Genomic DNA, 22,105 nt, shown 5'->3' with positions numbered 1-22,105 from the left:
AATTAAGATAAGATATTAATAATTACATTTTCTCTTATTATTAGCGACTGACAAAATTTTGTTATCAACTATCATCATACGTACGTTTCATGGCTAACAGTATTAGATTATTATAAAAAGGTATTTATTTGCAAGTAGCATATAAACCGATTGTAGTACCGGTAAATCCACCTGCCATAGCAGTAGAGAGATAACTGGCATCCACATCCTTACAAAGCAATTTCCAGTTCTTTTCACCATCAATTGAATAATAGAAATCGTAACTAATTCCTTGAGAGACTAATTTCAAATATACTTCATTGGTATTTGCGTCTATTTCATCTGAAACCAATATCTGCTCTTTTTCACCAATTTGTTTCAACGAAATATATTTATTCTCACTCGCTTTACTTAAACAGAAGAAATATTGGTGTGTCTCATCTTTAAACAACAGCATTCCGGCCATCTCCTTGCCATCAGAAGGATCGAACAACATACGGGTTGTACATTCAAATTTATGATGCTGCAAGCGGCGACATACAAATGCCGGAGTTTTCTTTTCCGTAGCGTTAACATCGGCACACTTCAAGGTCAGGTATCCGGGTGTTTCCGACAAAGAATATAGATCGGAAGCAGAAGTCCTTAAAGTCATCCATGACATATCAAGTATGTGAGAATCAAAATTATCAATTGACTCAAAATTACCATAAGTAACTGTCGTATCACGTTTCACGCCAGTACGTTTCACAATCATAGGTACCAAATCGTCTTCTTGAGTCATGTATGGAAACCCGTCTTCGCTCCATTTCACGGGCATCAAAAATGTTTCACGTCCCAGATTCTCAAACTGATTGTTGATAGGACGACAAGCCAGGAAAACAGCCCACCAATCACCTTCCTTTGCCTGAATAAGGTCAGCATGACCTGCACAAGTCACTAAATTCGGGCGATCAGAATTCAGGTGTCTTTGCGTCAAAATCGGATTGTTTTTCCAGGGAAGAAATTTACCCATTGGAGAATCACCACTAAATATCACTTCCGAATGCCAGTTTCCTGTCCCACCCTCGGCAGACATCAGAAAATACCTCCCGTTCATTTTATATAAATGAGGGCCTTCTATCCAAATCGGCTTATCCTCCGGTTGAGCTCCTTTGTTCACCAGAATCTTACGGGGACCGATGGTCTTATCCGTTTTCACATCAAACTCTTGTATGCGTATAGTACGGTGTCCGCTATATTCAGGTTTATTGTCCGGAGCCTCATCATTATTCACAATATATGCTTTACCATCCTCATCGAAAAAGAAAGAAGGATCAATACCTCCGACCTCCGGCAACATTATCGGCTCCGACCATTCACCAAACGGATCTTGCGTTTTAACAAAGAAATTTCCGGCTCCTACATTCGTAGTCACCATGTAATAAGTTTTATTATGCGGATTATAAGAAATGGCCGGAGCAAAAATACCGCCACTAACATTCTGTCCCTCCATGTTCACTAATTGTGAAGCACGATTCAAAACATGACCGATCTGTTTCCAGTTCACCAAGTCCCTGCTATGGAAAATAGGAACACCGGGATAATACGTAAATGTCGATGTAACCAGAAAGTAGTCACCTCTTCCATTGGTACAAATACTGGGATCGGAATACCAGCCCGGTAAGATAGGATTATAAAAATAGTCTTCACCCGACAGAGGATTAGCAATATAGAAGTCATCATTTCCTTTATAAGAAAAATAATCAAAAAGAGCCACAGACTTTCCGATAGTCGGTAATTGTTGTTCTTTCTTTGAACTACATGACATCGTTACCGCCCCCAACAGAAACAAGAAACATAGGACGACCGAAATTGATTGTAACATCTGCGTATTCTTCATAATACTTTAATTATCTTTATAACAGAAATATGTACTACTGTTTTTTTTGCAAAGATATGCTACATTACCAAACTTCAGTCATATTCATGTTACGGGGTTCTTTTCCAAAATAACACCCTTTATTTCCACTGTTACATCCATCTTTGCCCTTGTAGCACGGCGGATGTAATCCACTAATTTACAACCTATTAATATTCACCTTTTTGATAACGAAAGAAGTCGACATCAACATAACCGCCACTCGTTTTTGTAGCATAATTGAATATGGCAAACCTCGTTCCCATAAAAAACTTGGTATAATCAAATTTCATTTTAAAATCCTGACCGATCTTTGCCCAATGCTGGTTATCCAAACTATAATAAAAAGTAGCCAAGTCACGATGCTGACTAAAATCACAGTCTATTCGTAGATAAATTGTATTCCGGGTCAGCTCTATCCGTTCTTTTTCAATTGCGTCCACTTTTAGAATTGTCTTTTCCGGACCATTCAGTTCCACCACATTAGTGGCCATTGTAAGATATTTCTTATCACCGCTCATTACAACAGAAAGCAAACCAGAGTCGCCATTAAATGCACAAAGTCCGGCCACATCCCCATCCTGCATTCTGGATATATCCATAGAAACAGTAGCGCTACATGCAGGCCCCTCCATACGCTGTGTGATAGTATTGGGAGCTGCATACAGATTATCAACAACCCTGTTTGTTTTCAGTCTCAAATAACCCGGACGTTCACTTAAAGACCAATACTCATCCAACGGGTTATGGTTCCATTGCCAATTAAGTTTCAATTTCCGGTCGCTGAAATCATCACTTACCACTAAAGAAGTTTCCGGATAGCCCTGGATCGGCTTCTCCATAGCCAAAGGCACACGCCCTTCTTCATCCCCCAACATCGGCCAGCCATCCACCCAACGACACGGCATCAAAGTAGGTACACGCCCTATCCCGTTCCGGTCTTGAAACATCATTCCATACCAGCGTCCATCAGGCGTATCAACAATATTTCCCTGTCCTACTCCACCATAGGTGTCAAAAGCATCTTCCAGAATTACTTTCTTTTCATACGGGCCGGTTATCTTATCCGCCCGATAACACACTTCTCTACGAATACCATTCCTGGGCCATGAAATCATGAGCAAATAATATTTCCCATTGTGCTTTATCACCTGACTCCCTTCTAACAGCCCGTTCTCCGCTTCATCACGTTCAAAAATCTTCATGTTGACCCCATCCGGTTTGATGCCAGAGAGGTCACTTTTCAATTCTGCAAGCGCTCCCGTCGCATAAAAAATATACACCCGTCCGTCATCATCAAAGAAGAGAGATGCATCATGAAAATGTGGTGTACGAGATACCAATTTCCATTCCCCTGCCGGATCCGTTGCCGAGTAAATATATCCCTTATAAGGCTTGTTATTCGGAGAAAAGAAAACATAAAATTTGCCATTATGATAACGGATAGACGATGCCCATTGTCCCCATCCGTAAACAGTGCCCTCTTTTAAATCATAACCGGGATTATCCGTCAATCGATCAAAAACATAACCTACCATTTCCCAATTTACCAAATCCTTGGATTTCATAACAGGAGCACCGGGCATCAGGTGCATCGTAGTACTAATCATATAGAAATCATCTCCTACCCTAATAACGGATATATCCGGAACATCCGCGTTTATAACCGGATTCCGGAATGTAGCGGGTAATGAATCTCTTAAAAGACCTGTATTATCAGGAGCTATTTCCCTAGCATATCCCGTTATTAAAAACAACGATGATACCAATACAACAAAAAGTTTTCTCATAAACTATTCTTAATCAAAAGACTAGAGCTCTAGTCTCTATAATATCCATATTATTTAAACTCCCAATAATCCAGATTAAAAAGTTTTTTCCCTTTTTCTCCTTTAAAGCAAAAATAAAGGTCGTGCACTCCCTTAGCCTCCTTGATCCGGCATGACATCAATTTATAGATATCCATTCCTCCTGTAGGCGAAACGCTGACAACACCAACTATCGGACCGTCCACCTTATCCAAACGAATTTCTATTTTTCCTCCTTTTTCAACACAAGCGGCACTGACACTAAACTTCTTCGCCCCTTTTGTTCCAAAATCAACACCCCGTACAGACAAGTATTCGTCATTATCAATATCCGTCACATATAAACCACCTTTCTCAAAATTTCCGGTTTTCAAGCCATATCCCCAAGCCATTGTTTCAGCTTCCACTCTACGATAAGGATTGAAATTTTCTATTTGATCCAATTTTGTATCCTGCCAATAAGGCACTTCCTGAATTGTTCCATCCGGATTATAATACATTTTTGCCACAGATGTCGAACGGCGTTCCTTATGATCGAAAGTCTCCAGATGAAGTAAATCATAATTCAGTCCAAACACATAAGAATCTCCTTTATAATCAATAATTCCCGGATGATTGCCTCTCGTTCTCTCTGTAGGTTTCATGATATATCCTTTTGTAGTCCATGGTCCGGTAGCTTTATCACTCATCGCATAACCAATCCCCTCCGGACAACAAGTCGAAGCGAAAGCCATATAATAATGCCCGTTACGTTTATATACCCACGGCCCCTCCTGATAATGCTCCGGCTTATTAGCCAATTTTACAATTTCTCCTGAATAAGAGATCATATCTTCATTCAGCTTCACATAGTAAACATTCGGATTTCCCCAATACATATAAGCTTGTCCGTCATCGTCGATAAATACGGTCGGATCAATGTCGTCCCAATGTTCCTTTTGCCACACCAACGGTTTGTTCAAAGGGTCTTTGAAAGGACCATAAGGAGAATCTGCCACCAACACACCGATACCGTTACCATGAATCGGACAATACATATAGAATTTACCATTACGTTCAATCACCTGTTCCGCCCAGGCACCGTTATCGCGTGTCACCCAATCAAAGCTCTTCAAAGAAGCAACCGCGCCATGGTCGGTCCAATTCACCATATCCGTGGACGTATAGAGCAGCCAGTCCAACATTTTAAACCCTTCGGCATCATCCTCATCATGAGTGGTATAAAGAAAAACTGTATCATTATATACCATCGGAGCCGGATCGGCAGTATACTTTGTCTGGATAATAGGATTTTGTGCCACTCCTGAAGTGGCGGCAGTCATAGCCAATAGGAACGACACACCAAGGAATTTTAAGTTTCTCATATTCTTTATTTTAAATGGTTTTAGATTCTACTATTTCATATTTTTATTTTCAGATGTTTTCCTCTATATTCAATGGACTTTCCACCGACATTTTCTTCTACACCTGTTCCTGAATTCTTATCAACCCTTACCAACTTCAATCTGCGGCATACAGGCATACCAGCATATTCGCCTTTACGATCAGAAAGGGTCAATGTGTTATTTTTATCATCCCATTTCATCTCAAAACTCGATGACTTCCCCTTTTCATAATTATAATTATCCCCCTCATCCTCATATACCGTAAATGAAGAGTCCGCCCCGGGGTAAATCCGTATCTCCCATTCGGCATCCACTTTTTCCGATGTATATTGCATAACCGGCCCCATTGGAATAATCGATCCTTGACGAACCAGAAGAGGAATTTTGTCTATAGCCGCTTCTGAAACAATCCATTGCCCGCCCTTATACTTTTCACCGGTCCAGAAGTCTGTCCAACCGGCTCCGGCCGGTAAATATACACGGCGTATCTTCTCTATATTCTCCAATGGACGGGAATCAACAGAATAATACATGGGAGTAGTAACAGGGGCAACCAACAAAGCCGGACCCAACATAAATTCATCTTTCAAATCGGCAACCCGCGTATCTGCTGAAAAATCAAACGCCAGTGCTCTAGTCATTGTATAATTATCACGATGCACCTTTCCTGCCAAAGAGTAGATATAAGGAAGCAAACGATACCTCAAATGAATCATTTTAATCAGACTCTCATAAAAAGGCTCGCCCGGTTTACCAAAACGCCACACTTCACGGGGAGTATCGGAACCATGACTTCGGAATACAGGCAAGAATGCACCATATTGAAACATTCGGGTATATAATTCCCGATACGCCATATCAGCCACTCCTTTATCGTAATCGCCTTTCCAAAACCATTGAGCGCCATTCTTCGTAAAAAAAGCTCCAATATCCACAGTCCAATAGGGACAGCCAGTAGCCATAAAATTCAGTCCTGCGGGAATCATTTGGGCAAAAGATTGCCAGGTTGCACGGGTATCACCGTTCCACGTTATCGTAGAATAACGTTGCTGACCTGCATAACTGGAACGAGTGAGATTTACAACACGCTTATTCTCATTCACTAAACGCTGGTTCTCATAAATGCCCATCGCATGGTATAAGGAATACAGTTGACTACGTTCCGCTCCCAATACACTACTTAATAAATTTGTATTCAATTCCCAACGCTGCCGATGATTATCAATCCCATAACCATCCTTCATAAAAGTCCAGTCGGCATCCAACGGTTCTGAAGCATCACACCACCATGCATCAAAGCCGTTACTAAAAAACTCTTTATTTGCATAACTCCAGTATAATTCTCTCGCTGATGGATTAAAAGCATCATACACAGAAGTTCCGTTTAATAATAAACCTTTCCGTTTGAAATCCTCCTGTTGGGGACAGTTCATGGCATTCGGCCATATCGATATCATTAATTTAGCATGCAGGGAATGAATTTCATCTGCCAGTTTTCTTTTATCAGGATAAAATTCAGGATTCATACTCATGCTTCCCCATTGACCTTGCGGCCAATAATTCCAATCCTGTACAATCATATCAATTGGGATTTGCCTTTGACGATACTCTTTTAAAGTATGAATCAAATCATCGGAACTGACATAACGCTCTTTAGATTGGATATAACCGAAAAGATAAAGAGGCATCATGGGAGAATTACCCGTCAACAAACGATAATTGGCCACTACGGCATCCATTGTCCTGCCCTTCATGAAGTAATAATCAATCTGTTTGGCTGCTTCAAGTTCCACGAAACTCCCTTCTGAATTGTCTTTAAACATCATCGCACACCCGGCGTCAAACAATAATCCGTAGCCGGCTGTCGAATTTACCACCGGAACCATAGCTTTTAAATTATGCTGGCATAAATAAAGTTCCTTCCCACGCAGATTCATATAATCTTCCATATGAGCTCCCCATCCATATAAAGCCTCCAATGGTTGCCATTCGAAGTTAATCCGATATTTCCAGGTGTGCCCTATGGTATCATGACGCAAAATGCTTTTGATTTCTTTATCACCATCCGCTGTTTTCTTTATCTGTTTGGAATGCTCGTCATAGATAGCCTGCTCTGTCACTTTCTTTTCTCCGACTCTGGGTATCTTCTGATTTTCCCGTAACAATAATCGCCCCTCTTTATCCAAATAGGTGATAGAAGCAGTATTCAAACCGACTCTGACCATCAGGCTGTCCGATTTCAACCAGCAACAATCCGTTTCTTTGGTATATTTCAGACGAACAGGTTTATCAGATATACGCGGAACACAAACATCCGTTCCATTTCCCATCCATGTGTTTTCCTTCGTATATTGAACTCTCACAATATCCGGGGTGACAAACTCAACCTTTAACATTCCCTGTTCCAAATCACAAGAAATGCCATTTGTCAGATAAGTAGTCTGCTTGACTTGCGACAAAGCCGTGAAAGCATTCGTTGAGATCATAAAGGCAATCATAAACCATGCCACCAGAGATCGTTCCATTTTATATCGGTTTTTCATAAATAGTACTGTTATAATTCCATTTTTTGCGAAACATATACGATAGCATCACGCAACGCTATACGCCAATAGTCCCAGTCATGTCCTCCCCCTTTTACCCGGAATTCATACGGAATGTTCTGTTCGCGAAAGGCTTTTATCAAATCCACATTCGCTTCATACGTAAAGTCTTTATCACCACAATCGATAAACCAATGTATCTTTTTCCATTCCATGACCTTGCTTGCCGTTCCCGATTGTATCGTTCGAATCGGGTTGTTATCATCAATCAATTGCTGACGCCACGAAGCAGAGGGATCATCCTTCAAAAATTCCAGATACTGACTACGCAGATAGCTGCTCATACCATATACAACATGGAACTTTTCAGGATGATATAGTCCATAAACAATAGATGCTCCCCCTCCCATCGAGTATCCGGCTATTGAACGATATTTCTTATCCGGCTTTACTCTGTAATGAGTTTCGATATAGGGCATAAATTCATGAAAGAAAAAGTCCTCGTATTTCCAATGCGGGGCATTGAACCAGATCATATTATTTTTATTTCCTTCCGGACACACAATAATCATCTTTGCAGCCAAACCGACAGAAACCAAAGTATCAACAACGGTTTGCAGGTTCCCTGAATAAACCCAATCGGTATTTGAACAATTTCCCCCATGTAATAAATACAGTACCGGATAAGTACAGGTGTCGGACAAGTTATAGTCATCCGGCAGATATATCGTATATTCCCGTTCTGTAATGCCTTGTAACATGGTACATGGCATTTTCTTAAATTCGATACGACTACCCGCATGGGTTATCTCCAACATACAGAAAACCAATATAAATGCAACAGTATACCTCATATTACGATCAACTCCCATTACCAGATATTACAATTTACTCTCATTACCAGTCACTTTTATTTTTATGCCCTTCTCTGTCTCTGCCCATAAAATCCGGCCTCTTTGATTTAGAATTTTACAGAAATTGCCTTTCCTGTATACTCTACCGTTTTCTGAACTCCATTTTGCAGGCTCACCGTGAACTTACGGCTCTTCAACATGCCATCATATCCCCCTTTTCTTACTCCTATCGTCAATTTACGGGATGCATTATTCCAGGAGATCGGAATTTCCGTATAAGCACCTTTTTCGTAATTGTAATTGTCAAACTCATCTTCATACAGGATAAAGTCCCCATTTGCACCCATATACACCTTCAGCTCCAGATGATTCCAGGGCTTTTCTGTTGCATATTGAACTTGTGGACCAATAGGAATAATACTGCCTGCTTTTACGTATAACGGGATAATAGCCAGTGTAGTCTCCTTCGTGATCTCCTGTCCACCGTCATATTTCTCATTGGTCCAGAAATCATACCATAGCGTTCCTGCTGGTAAGTAAACTTTAGTAGATTTCGCTTCCGTAAAATTCACGGCAACGTCTGTTTTCGTTTTTTTCGCTCCATCCCTGTTCCATCCCTCTTCTTCAGACACCTTCACCACAGCCTCCGGTGTATATTGTGCGTGGGCGATCGGAGCCACCAGAATTGATTTCCCGAACATATATTCGTCATTGATATCCCACACCTTCCGGTCATCTACAAAATCCATCATCAAAGCACGCATAAAGCTTGATTGACGGTTGCTTACATCCCAGGAAGTAGAATAAATATAAGGCAACAAAGAGTAACGCAGACCTATCATTTTCTCAATGGCATCATATACAGGTTCACCTTTTTTTCCGAATTTATAAATTTCCCTGTAAACATCGGTTCCGTGCGAACGCATCATCGGATTGAACGTTCCAAACTGCAACCAACGCACATAAAGCTCCTGATATAACGGATTCTTTGAAGCACTATCGTCATTCCAACTCTTATTATAATGTCCTGCAAAGAAACCGCCGATATCACTGTTCCAATGCGGCATACCGCACAAAGAGAAGTTTAATCCGGCAGGTATCTGGTTCCGGAAGCTCTCCCAGGTGGAAGCTACATCACCGCTCCATACATTTGCGCCATAACGTTGTTGCCCCAAGAATCCCGAACGGGTTAAAATAAACACACGCTTGTCCGAAGTCACCGCACGCTGATGATCGTAGACACCTCCTACCGTCATTAACGGATAAGCATTACGAACCTTTCTAAACGACCCCAAATAGGTTTTTGTATCCATATCTTCCGGTTTCCAATCCAGATGATCGGGTTCGGTAGAGTCCATCCACCAGGCATCCATTCCCAGTTTGAAAATTCCGTCATTCAGGTATTTCCAATAAATATCACGAGCCTCGGGATTGTAAGCGTCATACACTCTAACACCGGAAGGATATTCCATATCAGGAGGCCATGAATCAACTCCCGATTGCGGCCAAGTAGTAAAGTTAAACAACATTCCTTTTTTGTCCAATTCTCTATAAGGCTTGGTCATCGGACCGAATGACGACCAGATAGAAATAGCCATGTGCGCATTCATTCCATGGACATCATCAATCATCTTTTGCGGATTATTGAATGTCGGATTCTGGAAATCCATTGCATTCCACAAATAATTATGTCCCCAATATTGCCAGTCCTGAATGATACCATCCAAAGGAACCCCCAGTTCACGATACTTGCGAACGACATCTACCACTTCCTCCTGGCTCTTATATCTCTCCTTACTTTGCCAATAGCCATAAGTCCACAATGGAAACATCGGTGCCTGCCCGGTCAGGCTGCGTACCTGCGCAATTACCCCATCGGCATTCTTCCCGTACATGAAGTAATAATCCACACAGTCACCTACTTCAGAGCGGAAAGATGTTTCAGTCTCGTTATCCGTAAAAAGAGTCGGTGAATAATTATCCCAAAACACGCCATATCCTTTGGTGGACTGGAAGAATGGCGACACATCTTCCACGTTACCCTGCACCAGATTTTTAGTCATGTTCCGCTGAATCATCTTCCCATTTTGCAACTGCCCCAAACCATAAATGGCCTCTTCCTTATCCAATGCAAAAGGCTGATAAACATGATAAGTTTTTGTTCCGGCATCATCGAAAGGAGTAAACTGCACACCGTTCTTTTCTGTCAATAAAGTCTTTCCACTCTTTGACAGATAAGAAACAACTCCCGTACGGGTGTCCACACAAATACTTAAATCACTACTGTTTAATACAATTCTATTATCCTTTATAGCGGTCTTGAAATGTACCTCCTCCGGTTTAGCAATGACAGAAAGGCTCTGTTTTGCATAAGCAACGCCTTCCGGTGACTTTATCACCCGCACCACAGCAGGTGCAAAAAACTGTACTTCGATATCAACCGCATTCACAGTAGTCCTGATACCGGATGATGTTTTCTGATAATTCTGTGCCGACAATGTACCTATGCCAAAACATAGGCACATAGCCCCCAATAAATGATGTATCTTCATGATTTTAAGATTAGATGTTTTTCTAATTAATTACCGGCAGATGTTGCATACAAGCCAATCATTGCCCCCGTAAATCCTCCCGCTACATTAGTAGAAAGGATATCACCGGAAACGGTTCCCCCTACATTGGTAAACGTCTTGCCATCAGCTGAATAGTCAAAACGATACTCATCTCCCTTACCTGTCACTTGCAGTGTCAAAGGTTGTTCCGCCTCTACTTTCACTTCACCTAAAACCGTTGTTTGTCCCTTTTCCGTTCTTTCCAATATCAGATAACAGTCTTTTCCTTTTTTAGTCACACCAAAGACATAATGATATTGCTCACTCTGATAGCAAGTGATACCGGCAAAATCTTTCTCGGTTTTAGGTCTGTACTCCATTGTTGTCGTGGCGGTAAAATGATGATGCTGCTGACGGTAAAACAAGGTAGAAGTCGGTTTCACTTCCTTCAGATTGGTCATGAAAGGAATGATGCGCAAACCTTTGCCTGTCATATCTACGAATTCTTCACGAGGACCTCTAAGTCCGATCCATCTAAAGTCTAACGCCTTCGTTGAGAAATCATCGTCAAACACAAAATTTCCATTAGGCAGATAGCCATTTTTGCCCGTTTGATTCTCTACTCCCGAAGGCATTTTCAAGGTAGGTTTCATAGGTACCAGTCCATTCTCAAAAACAGGGAATGTTCCACTCCAGTCCACCGGCAGGATAAAAGTTTCGCGTCCTGTATTTACTCTGTTTTTCTCATTGGGACGTATTCCCAAAAATACACCGTAATATTTACCGTCCGGTCCCTCCACCAAGTCTGCATGACCGGCCCAGTCTACTTTATTCTCTCTGTTGGCAGGGAAATAACGTTGAGTCAGAATAGGATTGCTGTTTGCAGGCTGGTAAGGGCCTTTCGGATGATCGCTTACAAAAATCACTTCACTATGCCAGCCACCGGTTCCTCCTTCCGCACACATTAAATAATAACGTCCATTTTTCTTATAAATATGAGGCGCTTCAATCCAGATCGGTTTTTCTTCAATATTGACCCCACCGTTGACAATGATCTGGTCCGAGCCCGGAATCACTTTATCATTCTCCACATCATACTCCCATATCTTTATGACACGATGTCCCGAGTAACGCTCTTCCCCATGAGGAGGAGCATCATTATGCACCACATAAGCCTTACCGTTATCATCAAAGAAGATAGAAGGGTCAATGCCGTCAAACTGAAGTTTGATAGGATCACTCCATCCATCTTCCGGATTCTTAGTCTTTACTACCATATTTCCAAAGCCACCGGAGAATTGGGTGGTTATCATATAAAATGTATCATTATTCGGATTATATCTTATCGCAGGAGCATATACACCTGCACTGATACCACAATCTTCGACCTTTAATTGCGAGGTTCTGTCCAATACATGACCAATTTGTTTCCAATTCACCAGATCATTAGAATGGAAAATGGGCACTCCGGGAAACATAGCAAAAGATGAGCACACTAAATAATAATCATTACCTTTCCGCGTTATACTCGGATCGGGATAGCAACCCTGTAAAATAGGATTGTAAAACTCACCCGGTTTTAAAGGGTTGTTTTGATAAACAGCATCCTCCCCCTGATAAATAAATTGCGTAAAGACAGGAGCATTTTTCGCTACTTTGCCCTTGCCACTTACTTCCATATTAAAAAACAGCGTAATAAATACAACAAGGCTTACTGACTGCCAGCCTGACAAAATCATTTTTAATGTTCTCATATTATAACTTTTTATTTTCTATAATTTCCTGTTCCATAGTAGTGTTTGCAAATGTATCGATTTGATTTCATCGCATCTGTACAATCACGATACAGGCTTCTATATGGAGGTTACATTTACCACAAGCATGTAACATAATTCTTTTCTGGTGTTACAAAAGGACTCTAAAATAGAAAAATGGTAAGATAAATGACTACACGGCCTAATATAGCCAGGCTTTCAGCACTTTTATTTCCTCTTATGTAAAAGATTGAATATCAAGCAGTAGCAAACGCTCATTTTCCTTTAAAAGAAAGACCCCGTTGGTTTTAAAGCAACGGGGTCTTGGTTTAAAAGAAACGACCCGTTCCTTTTAAAGGAACAAGGTCGTTCTTTCTTTATTCATTCAATAAATAAATCCGGATTGTCTATCTGTAAAAATAAACAAAATCCAAAAACGGTATTACTGTACGTTCATTACAATCGTTTTCAACTGATTCTTATCAGAAGATCCTCCATACAATAGTTCATAAGTACCTTCCAACGGACGCATCGTATTCGACTCTACATCAAACCATTCTAAATTCTCACCAGTAAGAGGAATAGCTACCGATTCAGTTTTCCCTGCCGGAATATGAATGCGTTTGAAAGCACGCAAGGTATAGCAGGGGCCTTCCTTATCACCCGGACGTCTCAAATAAACCTGAACCACCTCTTCTCCATCACGTTGCCCGACATTGCTTACCGGAATGGTCAATACTACATTTTCACCTTTGGCGATTGTGTTCTTACTCAATTTAGCTTCTCCATAAGTAAAGTCAGTATAACTCAAGCCATGACCAAATGGGAAAAGCGGTTCTTGCTGCATATAGCGATAAGTACGTCCTTTCATGGAGTAATCTTCAAAATCCGGCAACTGACCTGCATTCTTATAGAAAGTGACCGGTAAACGTCCTGCCGGATTATAATCTCCAAACAGTACATCTACAATAGCCGTACCCCCTGCCTGTCCCGGATACCACGCCTGCAAAATTGCCTCACAGGTATTTGATTCCGGCACTAATCCGATGGCTGAACCGGAATAATTGATAAAGACCACTTTCTTTCCTGCTTTCTTCAAAGCCTTCAGCAAGTCGCGCTGAACAGCAGGAAGTTCAATATCCGTACGGTCGCCCCCTTTAAATCCCGGCACTTCCACCGGCATTTCCTCACCTTCCAGACTGGGAGAAATTCCTCCGGCAAACAGAACGATATCAGCATCCTTCACTTTCTCTACTGCCAAATTCAAATTAATTTCGACTTGTTTACCCAAATCAAAATCTAATGTAGCTCTCTCATTCCGTTGCTTAAACAGAATCTCAATATGATACTCTTTTCCAGCTTTCGCCTGCAACGTGTAGAGATTCGTCGGATTCTTGACATATACTTTTTCGGCTACCTGTTTCCCATCAACCATCAGGATTACTTCACTATCCAACTGGAAGCGGAAAACAACATCACCGGACTGTGAAGGACGAAAAACGGATTCATAACGAGCCGAGAAATTCGTTATTTCTACACCGGGAGCAAATGTAGTGGCCCCTGTTGTAGCAAAATGGAACGGAGTAGAGATCTGGTCAGTGGCAACCACTTCTCCTTCATGAGTCCGATTATTCCAGTATTCTGCCGAGAAGCCGGGCTTACCATTTATACTACATTCACTAAACAGGCTTTGCAGTGCCTCTCTACTCGTGCGGTCACAACCGGGCTCATACATCACTTGCCCTTCCGGCAATTTAGAACGGACAGCTTCCAGTAAAGTAACCGTATGTCCCGGTATACCATTATAATTTCCCCACTGCATCACAGAATCGTTGGCATTTGGTCCCATAACAGCCACTTTCAGCCCGGTATTCAAAGGAAGAATATTGTTTTTATTCTGCAAAAGCACCAATGACTCACGCGCCATACGCAGGGCTAAATCCTGATGTTCCTTACTATTAAGAGTAGAAGCAGGAATCTCCGCCCAGGCAGGTTGTTCGTCCATCTCTCCCAACTCGAAACGTGCAGTCAACAAACGTTTCAGCGAAACATCAATCTGCTTTTCATCAATCAATCCGGCTTTCACTGCATCTGCCAACGATCCATATTCACCACCACATTCCAAGTCTGTTCCCGACAATACAGCTCCGGCAGAAGCGTGTTCCTTGTCCGGATGAGTTCCATGTGTTCCCGGCCTGTAAAAATCAGAGATTGCACCGCAATCGGAAACAACAATCCCTTTATATCCCCACTCATCACGTAAAATCTGCATTAACAGACGGTTGCTTCCACAACAAGGCTCTCCCTCAAAACGATTGTAGGCACACATCACCTCTTTTACATCTGCTTTCTGCACCAAATCTTTGAAAGCCGGCAAATAAGTCTCCCATAAATCCCGGGGAGCAATATTCTCCGCATTAAAACTGTGCCGGTTCCACTCCGGTCCGGAATGAACGGCAAAGTGTTTGGCGCACGCGTGCAGTTTGTCGTATTTACCATCCTCCGGTCCCTGCAAACCACGAACGACAGCCATTCCCAGCTGTCCTGTCAGATAAGGATCCTCGCCATAAGTCTCCTGTCCGCGTCCCCAACGAGGATCACGGAATATATTTACATTCGGAGTCCAGAATGTCAGCCCTTGATAGCGTTTTAAGACACCGTTTTCACTGAAGATACGGGATTTCACACGAGCCTCATCAGATACAGCGTTGAAAACCTCATATAATAACGAATCATTAAAAGAAGCTCCCATACCGATAGACTGGGGAAAAACTGTGGCCAACCCTGCGCGACCAACTCCGTGTAATGCTTCATTCCACCAATCATACTCTTTGATTCCCAAGCGCGGAATAGCGGGTGAGGCATTTTGCATAAGTGCTACTTTCTCTTCCAGAGTCAATCGGGGCAATAAATCTTCCGCCCGCTGTTCAGCCGTTAAAGAAGTGTCTTGATAAGGTAATTTTTGAGCGCAAGAAAAAAGCAAAGAGAGACTGCATACTCCAAGCGCAAATTTTAGTCCTGTATTCATGTTATTATATTTAGTAGGTTATCTTGTTTCAACGCAAAGTTAACGGATTTTACCTCACAAGACCTATTTCGACGTATCAAAGACTATCACTCACGTTACATTCGGACACAAAAAAAGATGAAAAGCATGAAACCTTTCATCTTTTTTATAATCAATATGGACGAGAGTTTAGAATTCCACCAGAATACGGAATACCTTCCCCGGATTAGCCGCCCATTCCTGCATAGCCTCTAAAGCTCCTTCAGGTTTGGCAACTTTCGAAATCAACTCTTCTACCGGACAATTTCCTTCTTTCATATAATTGATGACTGCACGGAAGTCTGCCGGCAAGGCATTTCTGGAACCACGAATATCCAGTTCTTTCTGAACAAAGAGTTTCGTTTGAAAAGCAACTTCACTTTTAGCGTAGCCGATACAAACCACCCGTCCTGTGAAACCTACTTCATCCACTGCCATTACATAAGTAACCGGACTACCAACAGCTTCAATCACAACATCAGCACCCAATCTCTCTGTGATCTCCTGCATCCGTTCGTGCACATTTTCTGTCTTGGAGTTAATTACATAAGAGGCGCCTACCTTTTTCGCCAGTTCCAGCTTTTCATCATCCAGGTCGACAGCGATTACCGTTGCACCTCTCAAAGCGGCACGTACAATAGCACCGATGCCAATCATACCGCAGCCAATCACCATCACAAACTCGTTGTCGATCACTTGTGCACGAGATACGGCATGAAAACCGACACTCATCGGTTCGATCAAAGCACAGTCACGAGAAGAGATATTACCGGCCGGAATAATCTTTGTCCAGGGCAACACAGCATATTCGCACATCACTCCATTGCGTTGCACGCCTAATGTTTCATTATGTTCGCAAGCATTAACACGACCATTGCGACAAGAAGCACATTTTCCACAGTTGGTATATGGATTCAAGGTCACATTCATGCCTTTTTCAAAACCTGCCGGAACATCCGGACCGATTTCCTCAATGATTGCTCCTACTTCGTGCCCCGGTATCACAGGTAATTTCACCATCGGATTTTTACCCAGGAATGTGTTCAAGTCGGAACCACAAAAACCAACATACTTGATTCTTACTAATACTTCACCGGCTCCAACGGTCGGTTTTTCCAGTTCAACCACCTTCATTTCGGAGGGATTGATAATTTGAACTGCTTTCATTTGATATGTATTTGATAAAATTTTATTAATCGATTACTTTATAACCTTTCCAACCGTAATAGGCACAGAATACAAAGCAAATCATCGGCACGCAATAAGCCACATAATAAATATGCTCATGGGCATGCATGAAATAAGCCGTCAACTGCGGAAGACAGGCATTACCAACAATCGCCATTACAAGAAAGGCCGAACCGCTCTTCGTCTGATTTCCAAGTCCTTTTAAAGCCAAGGAGAATTGGGTGGGATACATGATGGACATAAAGAACGAGATAGCCAGCATCGCATATAGTCCGATCATTCCTCCCCATATCATCACCACTCCGCACAGGAGGATATTCATCAGAGCATAGAGCAACAGCATATCTTGAGGACGGAATTTCACCATCAAGCCTGTACCAATCCAACGTCCCAGAAGAAAAGCCAGCATATAGAGTCCGAAGAAAGTGGTAGCCGTATCTTCCGGCAATCCCGCATAGGTGCAGCAATAGACCAGGAAAAGGCTGTTGATAGCTGTCTGCCCGCCATTATAGAAGAATTGCGCAATCACTCCCCAACGAAGATGCGAGTGTTTTAATACTCCGAAGTCTATCAGTTTTTCTTTTTTAGCATCAGTCACCATTGCATCTGAAGAGGTTGTTTCATCTCCAAGCTTCGGCAACTTTGAAAAGACAAATACAACCGCTATGGCAATAAGCAGTAACGCCAATATCAGATAAGGAAGTTTCATGGCATCCGTTTCCAGTTGGATATAGGCTTGCCAACCACCCGGATAATCTACAGGAAGTGTTTCCCGTGTGTAATGATTCCCACTAAGGATAAGTTTGCTTAGGAACATGGCGGCAATGAAAGCTCCGAGCCCATTGAAGGACTGCGCCAGGTTCAATCGGCGAGGAGCCGTTTCAGAAGCGCCCAGCACTGTTACATACGGATTGGCAGCCGTCTCCAGAAAGCACATTCCGGTGGCAATGATAAAAAAGATGCAAAGGTAAGCCCAATATTCTTTTAGTATGGCAGCAGGGAAAAAGAGCAGTCCCCCGATAGCGGCCAGGATAAGTCCGAATATAATTCCCGCTTTATAGCTGTATCGTTTCATGAACATAGCTATCGGAATAGGGAAAATGAAGTAGGCAAGCCAATAGGCTGTCTCTGTAAAAGAAGCCTCAAATGTATTCAGTTCGCAGGTCTTCATCAATTGCCGGATCATTGTAGGAAGCAGATTACTGCTTATCGCCCACAAGAAGAAAAGGCAGAAAACCAAAGCTAAAGGTATTGTATATGTATTCTTTTTCATGGCATGAATATAGTTTTACGATAAGGTTGTTTTCTCAATCATTCGGACATGTTCTTGATGTAAGGAAGCACGGGAAGATCTGTAAATCCATAGAAATTCCGGGCATTCTCTCCTAAAAAGAGTCTTTTATCCTCTTCCGTCAATTCGGAAGACTTCACTACAAAATCATAAGACATTTTGTAGGTGATCGCTGTGATGGTACGCGGATAGTCCGAACCCCACATCAATTTTTCCATACCCACCCAATCAGCCGCTTCACGGATGGCTTTTATGGCTCCTTTAAAAGGATAGAACTCGTCATTGAAAAGCCAGGTGATTCCACCGGATTCAATCATCACATTGGAATGACGTGCCAGACGGATTTGCTCTTTCCAGTCGGGGCGAGTCACCATTCCGAAGTGTCCGATAGCTATCCGCAAATCCGGACATTCCTGAATAATCTCTTCCATTTCAGGAACCTGTGTGGCTCCGTCGGCTAGATCAATAGAAAGCAGAATGCCCTTATCTTCCATATAATGGAACATTTCCATCATCTCTTCACTGCTCAGCATCACCCTTCCTTCTTTCAGTAATAGCCGTTGTGCCGGAATCTTGATTGCCTTAAAGCCATTATCAATAAGTTCTTTAGCATGATTCAGAAATCCCGGCTTACGGAACTCGCACATGCCACAAACGATAAAACGATTGGAAAAACGTTCCTCTACTGTTGCCAGATAATCATTCTGAATTCCATCAATAAATTCTTGCGTGATGACTGCGGCAGCTACCTGCGCGTAATCCATATTCGAAAGAAACGTCTCCACATCATTCACCCCATTCACCATGAAAGGGGGAAGCATCTGGCGAATCTCTCCCATAAATTCCGAACGTCCATTTTGTAAAGAACGAATGGGTAAACCATCTACTACCGTGTTCTGCTCTATCCACAGATGAGCGTGTGCATCAATAATTGTATAGTCCATACAAATGATTCTGTTTTATGAATTTGCCCAGCTTACCCGTTTCTGTTCTCCGATAATCTCCTGCACTTCCCGAACGAGTTCCCAATCAATAGGTTCTTCGATGAAAGCGATGTTCTTTTTCACATTCTCCGGATTAGTCGTACTAAACAAAGTCGTTGCTATACGGGGATTGCTGACAGAGAATTGCATAGCCAGTTTCTCAATCGGATAGTTTTTTGCCTTGCAATGTTCCATGGCTTTACGGCAAGCTTCTACCAATGGTTGGGGAGCCGGATGCCAGGCAGGAACACCACGTTCGCTCAACAGTCCCATTGAAAGAGGAGAAGCATTAATCACGCCGATTCCTTTGGATTCGAAATAGTCCAGAAAATCTGCTAATTTATCATCACACAGGCAGTAATGGCAGAAGTTAAGTACAGATTCAATCGTACCGCTTGGTGAATGGTCGATGACCCATTTCAGATTTTCCAGTTGCAAGTCAGTAATTCCAACATGTCCTACCACTCCTTTTTCACGCAGCTCGACCAAAGCCGGCAGAGTTTCATTAACCACCTGATTCAAATCAGCAAATTCCACATCGTGCACATTAATCAGGTCGATAAAATCTATATTCAGACGTTTCATGCTCTCATACACACTTTCTGTTGCACGTTTTGCAGAGTAATCCCACAGGTTCACTCCGTCTTTTCCATAACGTCCCACTTTGGTAGAAAGGTAATAACGGTCGCGGGGAAGATCTTTCAGTGCCTTTCCTAAAACTGTTTCCGCCTTATAATGTCCGTAATAAGGAGACACATCGATAAAGTTCATTCCCGCTTCAACAGCAGTAAACACAGCCTGAATGCCTTCTTTTTCTTTCAAATCATGGAAAACTCCTCCTAAAGAAGAAGCTCCAAAACTAAGAGATGACACTTTCATCCCTGTCTTTCCGATTTCATGGTATTGCATACTTTTAGGTTTTAAATCATTTTGTATGAGACAAAAATAGGTCAGGAATGGTTTCAGCACTACTGAAGGCTCACGAAAAACCAACGTAACGGTTTACGTAAAAAATATTGCTTCAGATGCTTTTAATTTTCCGGGAATGTGCTTTCTTTGTGAAAAGAATACAAGTTACAGACTTTCAAATGGAAAACCGGAAACATACTTCACTCAAAGATCTCGCCCAAGCATTAGGGGTATCGATTCCCACTGTATCCAGAGCACTGAAAGACAGTCCGGAAATCAGTCGTGAACTTTGTGCCAAGGCGAAAGAACTGGCCAAAGAAATGAATTATCGTCCCAATCCTTTTGCCATGAGCTTACGGAAGAATGCACCGCGCATCATCGGAGTAGTAATTCCGGATATTGTGACTCACTTCTTTGCGTCTATTCTGAACGGAATAGAAAATATGGCCATTGCCAACGGATATTTCGTGATTATCACGACGTCGCATGAGTCATACGAACATGAAAAAAGGAATATTGAGAATCTGGTGAATATGCGGGTAGAGGGTATTATCGCCTGCCTGTCTCAAGAAACAACCGATTTTTCCCACTTATCCGCCTTAAAAAACATCAATATGCCACTTATCTTATTCGACCGCGTTTGCCTGACCGACCAATTTTCTTCTGTGGTAGCAGACGGAGTGCAATCTGCACAAATGGCAACACAACATCTTCTCGATAATGGCAGCAAACGGGTAGCCTTTATCGGAGGAGCGAATCATCTGGATATTGTAAAGAGAAGAAAGCACGGTTATCTGGAAGCTCTACGCGAAAATCGGATTCCTATCGAAAAAGAGTTGGTCGTTTGCCGGAAGATTGATTATGAAGAGGGGAAGATTGCCACGGAGACGCTGTTATCTCTCCCCCAACCTCCCGATGCCATCCTTGCCATGAATGATACGCTGGCTTTTGCAGCTATGGAAGTTATCAAAAGCCGTGGACTTCGTATACCGAATGACATTGCCATTATCGGATATACGGATGAGCAGCATGCCAATTATGTAGAACCTAAATTATCTGCCGTATCGCATCAAACCTATAAAATGGGAGAAACTGCCTGCCAACTACTTATCGATCAGATAAAAGGAGATAAGACAATCAAGCAGGTGACGATTCCGACACATTTGCAGATTAGGGAGAGTAGCATAAAATACGATAAGAAAAAATAAAAACAAAACACAATTTATACCTAAAAGAAAAAGTTATCTGACGTTCTATAAACTATCAAACAACTTTTTCTTAAATGACAATATATTTTTTAATCTTTTGACGGATCCGGCTTCTTCCGAATACTATCTGCATCAAGCAACTGAATATCAAAGATCAAAGCTGAATAACCGGGAATGAGAGTTGTATTACTATTTCCCGCACTGCCATAACAATATTTCCAAGGTATATATATCAACCAACGTTCACCAACTGTCATATGAGGAATTGCTTCTTTCCAGCCTTCTATTACACTACCTGACAAATCGAATGACACTGGAGGGGTATCCGGTTGAGAGGCATTTGAATCGCCATCCACAGGATCAGCTCCCTCAAAACCATCAAAACGTTCACCCAATATATTCGTACCTTTATAAAAAGCCTTCACAACTGCTGTGGATGTCGGATTCTCCCCAAAAACTTCCGTATGTACGCTATTCACTTTGATCGGAGTTTTCGTCTTATAATAAATATAATCATTGCCTTGTTCCACTTTAATCCGTAGTAATTGAGGGTCAGTTCCCGCTTCAAATACATTTGCCAAAGAATCAATAAATGATTCATTGCGTGAACGCCAATTATCATACTTGTCTACAGTTTCCGTCTCACTACAAGCAGTGAACGCAAGAGCCAGCAATACTAAGGAGAATAAATAGATCTTTTTACTCATT

Annotated in this window: 14 protein-coding genes; 1 reads left to right on the top strand and 13 read right to left on the bottom strand. The window is 42.0% G+C overall.

Annotated features, from left to right (window positions below; all coding sequences use genetic code 11):
* Positions 1–124 precede the first annotated feature (124 nt).
* The 12 genes from H8796_RS08415 to H8796_RS08360 form a co-directional block, all read right to left on the bottom strand.
* Positions 125–1,858 carry a glycoside hydrolase family 43 protein gene (locus tag H8796_RS08415; RefSeq protein ID WP_117932154.1) on the bottom strand — a complete coding sequence of 578 codons (1,734 nt, stop codon included), beginning with the start codon at positions 1,856–1,858 and terminating at the stop codon, positions 125–127.
* Positions 1,859–2,046: 188 nt separating this feature from the next.
* Positions 2,047–3,666 (bottom strand): glycoside hydrolase 43 family protein, encoded by a 1,620-nt coding sequence (locus H8796_RS08410; protein WP_117932156.1) that lies wholly within the window; start codon positions 3,664–3,666, stop codon positions 2,047–2,049.
* 50 nt (positions 3,667–3,716) lie between these two features.
* On the bottom strand, positions 3,717–5,048 hold the full coding sequence (locus H8796_RS08405; protein WP_117932157.1) for a glycoside hydrolase family 43 protein: 1,332 nt from the start codon (positions 5,046–5,048) through the stop codon (positions 3,717–3,719).
* A 35-nt stretch (positions 5,049–5,083) separates the two neighbouring features.
* Entirely contained in the window at positions 5,084–7,555 is a 2,472-nt protein-coding gene (locus tag H8796_RS08400; protein ID WP_370449173.1) for a TIM-barrel domain-containing protein, read from the bottom strand.
* A gap of 68 nt (positions 7,556–7,623) precedes the next feature.
* Positions 7,624–8,430 (bottom strand): esterase family protein, encoded by an 807-nt coding sequence (locus tag H8796_RS08395; protein WP_233530336.1) that lies wholly within the window; start codon positions 8,428–8,430, stop codon positions 7,624–7,626.
* A gap of 143 nt (positions 8,431–8,573) precedes the next feature.
* Entirely contained in the window at positions 8,574–11,018 is a 2,445-nt protein-coding gene (locus H8796_RS08390; protein WP_117932163.1) for a TIM-barrel domain-containing protein, read from the bottom strand.
* Positions 11,019–11,044: 26 nt separating this feature from the next.
* Positions 11,045–12,772, bottom strand: a complete 1,728-nt coding sequence (locus H8796_RS08385; RefSeq protein WP_117932165.1) for a glycoside hydrolase family 43 protein — start codon at positions 12,770–12,772, stop codon at positions 11,045–11,047.
* A gap of 442 nt (positions 12,773–13,214) precedes the next feature.
* Entirely contained in the window at positions 13,215–15,800 is a 2,586-nt protein-coding gene (gene xyl3A, locus H8796_RS08380) for a xylan 1,4-beta-xylosidase (protein WP_117932167.1), read from the bottom strand.
* Positions 15,801–15,968: 168 nt separating this feature from the next.
* The gene (locus tag H8796_RS08375; RefSeq protein WP_117932169.1) at positions 15,969–16,985 is read right to left on the bottom strand and encodes a zinc-binding alcohol dehydrogenase family protein; all 1,017 of its coding nucleotides are present in this window, start codon (positions 16,983–16,985) and stop codon (positions 15,969–15,971) included.
* A 25-nt stretch (positions 16,986–17,010) separates the two neighbouring features.
* Complete coding sequence (gene fucP / locus H8796_RS08370) at positions 17,011–18,279, bottom strand: L-fucose:H+ symporter permease (protein WP_117932171.1); 1,269 nt, start codon at positions 18,277–18,279, stop codon at positions 17,011–17,013.
* 38 nt (positions 18,280–18,317) lie between these two features.
* Positions 18,318–19,241 (bottom strand): amidohydrolase, encoded by a 924-nt coding sequence (locus H8796_RS08365; protein ID WP_117932173.1) that lies wholly within the window; start codon positions 19,239–19,241, stop codon positions 18,318–18,320.
* Positions 19,242–19,256: 15 nt separating this feature from the next.
* The gene (locus H8796_RS08360; RefSeq protein ID WP_117932175.1) at positions 19,257–20,189 is read right to left on the bottom strand and encodes an aldo/keto reductase; all 933 of its coding nucleotides are present in this window, start codon (positions 20,187–20,189) and stop codon (positions 19,257–19,259) included.
* Between the two features lie 179 nt (positions 20,190–20,368).
* Between H8796_RS08360 and H8796_RS08355 the strand changes: the two genes are divergently transcribed.
* Complete coding sequence (locus tag H8796_RS08355) at positions 20,369–21,397, top strand: LacI family DNA-binding transcriptional regulator (RefSeq protein WP_117932506.1); 1,029 nt, start codon at positions 20,369–20,371, stop codon at positions 21,395–21,397.
* 89 nt (positions 21,398–21,486) lie between these two features.
* Here the strand turns inward: H8796_RS08355 and H8796_RS08350 are convergent, their stop codons facing one another.
* Complete coding sequence (locus H8796_RS08350; protein ID WP_117932177.1) at positions 21,487–22,104, bottom strand: FKBP-type peptidyl-prolyl cis-trans isomerase; 618 nt, start codon at positions 22,102–22,104, stop codon at positions 21,487–21,489.
* Position 22,105 lies beyond the last annotated feature (1 nt).

Source organism: Bacteroides sp. M10 (assembly GCF_014334015.1).
Classification (GTDB): Bacteria; Bacteroidota; Bacteroidia; order Bacteroidales; family Bacteroidaceae; genus Bacteroides; species Bacteroides intestinigallinarum.
Note: the sequence above shows the minus strand (reverse complement) of the source record. Positions and strands in the feature narration are given on the sequence as shown.

Bases quoted from the DNA above. Each gene is read 5' to 3' on its own strand.
- H8796_RS08415 (WP_117932154.1), bottom strand. From the start codon at position 1,858: ATGAAGAATACGCAGATGTTACAATCAATTTCGGTCGTCCTATGTTTC.
- H8796_RS08410 (WP_117932156.1), bottom strand. From the start codon at position 3,666: ATGAGAAAACTTTTTGTTGTATTGGTATCATCGTTGTTTTTAATAACG.
- H8796_RS08405 (WP_117932157.1), bottom strand. From the start codon at position 5,048: ATGAGAAACTTAAAATTCCTTGGTGTGTCGTTCCTATTGGCTATGACT.
- H8796_RS08400 (WP_370449173.1), bottom strand. From the start codon at position 7,555: ATGATCTCAACGAATGCTTTCACGGCTTTGTCGCAAGTCAAGCAGACT.
- H8796_RS08395 (WP_233530336.1), bottom strand. From the start codon at position 8,430: ATGTTGGAGATAACCCATGCGGGTAGTCGTATCGAATTTAAGAAAATG.
- H8796_RS08390 (WP_117932163.1), bottom strand. From the start codon at position 11,018: ATGAAGATACATCATTTATTGGGGGCTATGTGCCTATGTTTTGGCATA.
- H8796_RS08385 (WP_117932165.1), bottom strand. From the start codon at position 12,772: ATGAGAACATTAAAAATGATTTTGTCAGGCTGGCAGTCAGTAAGCCTT.
- xyl3A (WP_117932167.1), bottom strand. From the start codon at position 15,800: ATGAATACAGGACTAAAATTTGCGCTTGGAGTATGCAGTCTCTCTTTG.
- H8796_RS08375 (WP_117932169.1), bottom strand. From the start codon at position 16,985: ATGAAAGCAGTTCAAATTATCAATCCCTCCGAAATGAAGGTGGTTGAA.
- fucP (WP_117932171.1), bottom strand. From the start codon at position 18,279: ATGAAAAAGAATACATATACAATACCTTTAGCTTTGGTTTTCTGCCTT.
- H8796_RS08365 (WP_117932173.1), bottom strand. From the start codon at position 19,241: ATGGACTATACAATTATTGATGCACACGCTCATCTGTGGATAGAGCAG.
- H8796_RS08360 (WP_117932175.1), bottom strand. From the start codon at position 20,189: ATGCAATACCATGAAATCGGAAAGACAGGGATGAAAGTGTCATCTCTT.
- H8796_RS08355 (WP_117932506.1), top strand. From the start codon at position 20,369: ATGGAAAACCGGAAACATACTTCACTCAAAGATCTCGCCCAAGCATTA.
- H8796_RS08350 (WP_117932177.1), bottom strand. From the start codon at position 22,104: ATGAGTAAAAAGATCTATTTATTCTCCTTAGTATTGCTGGCTCTTGCG.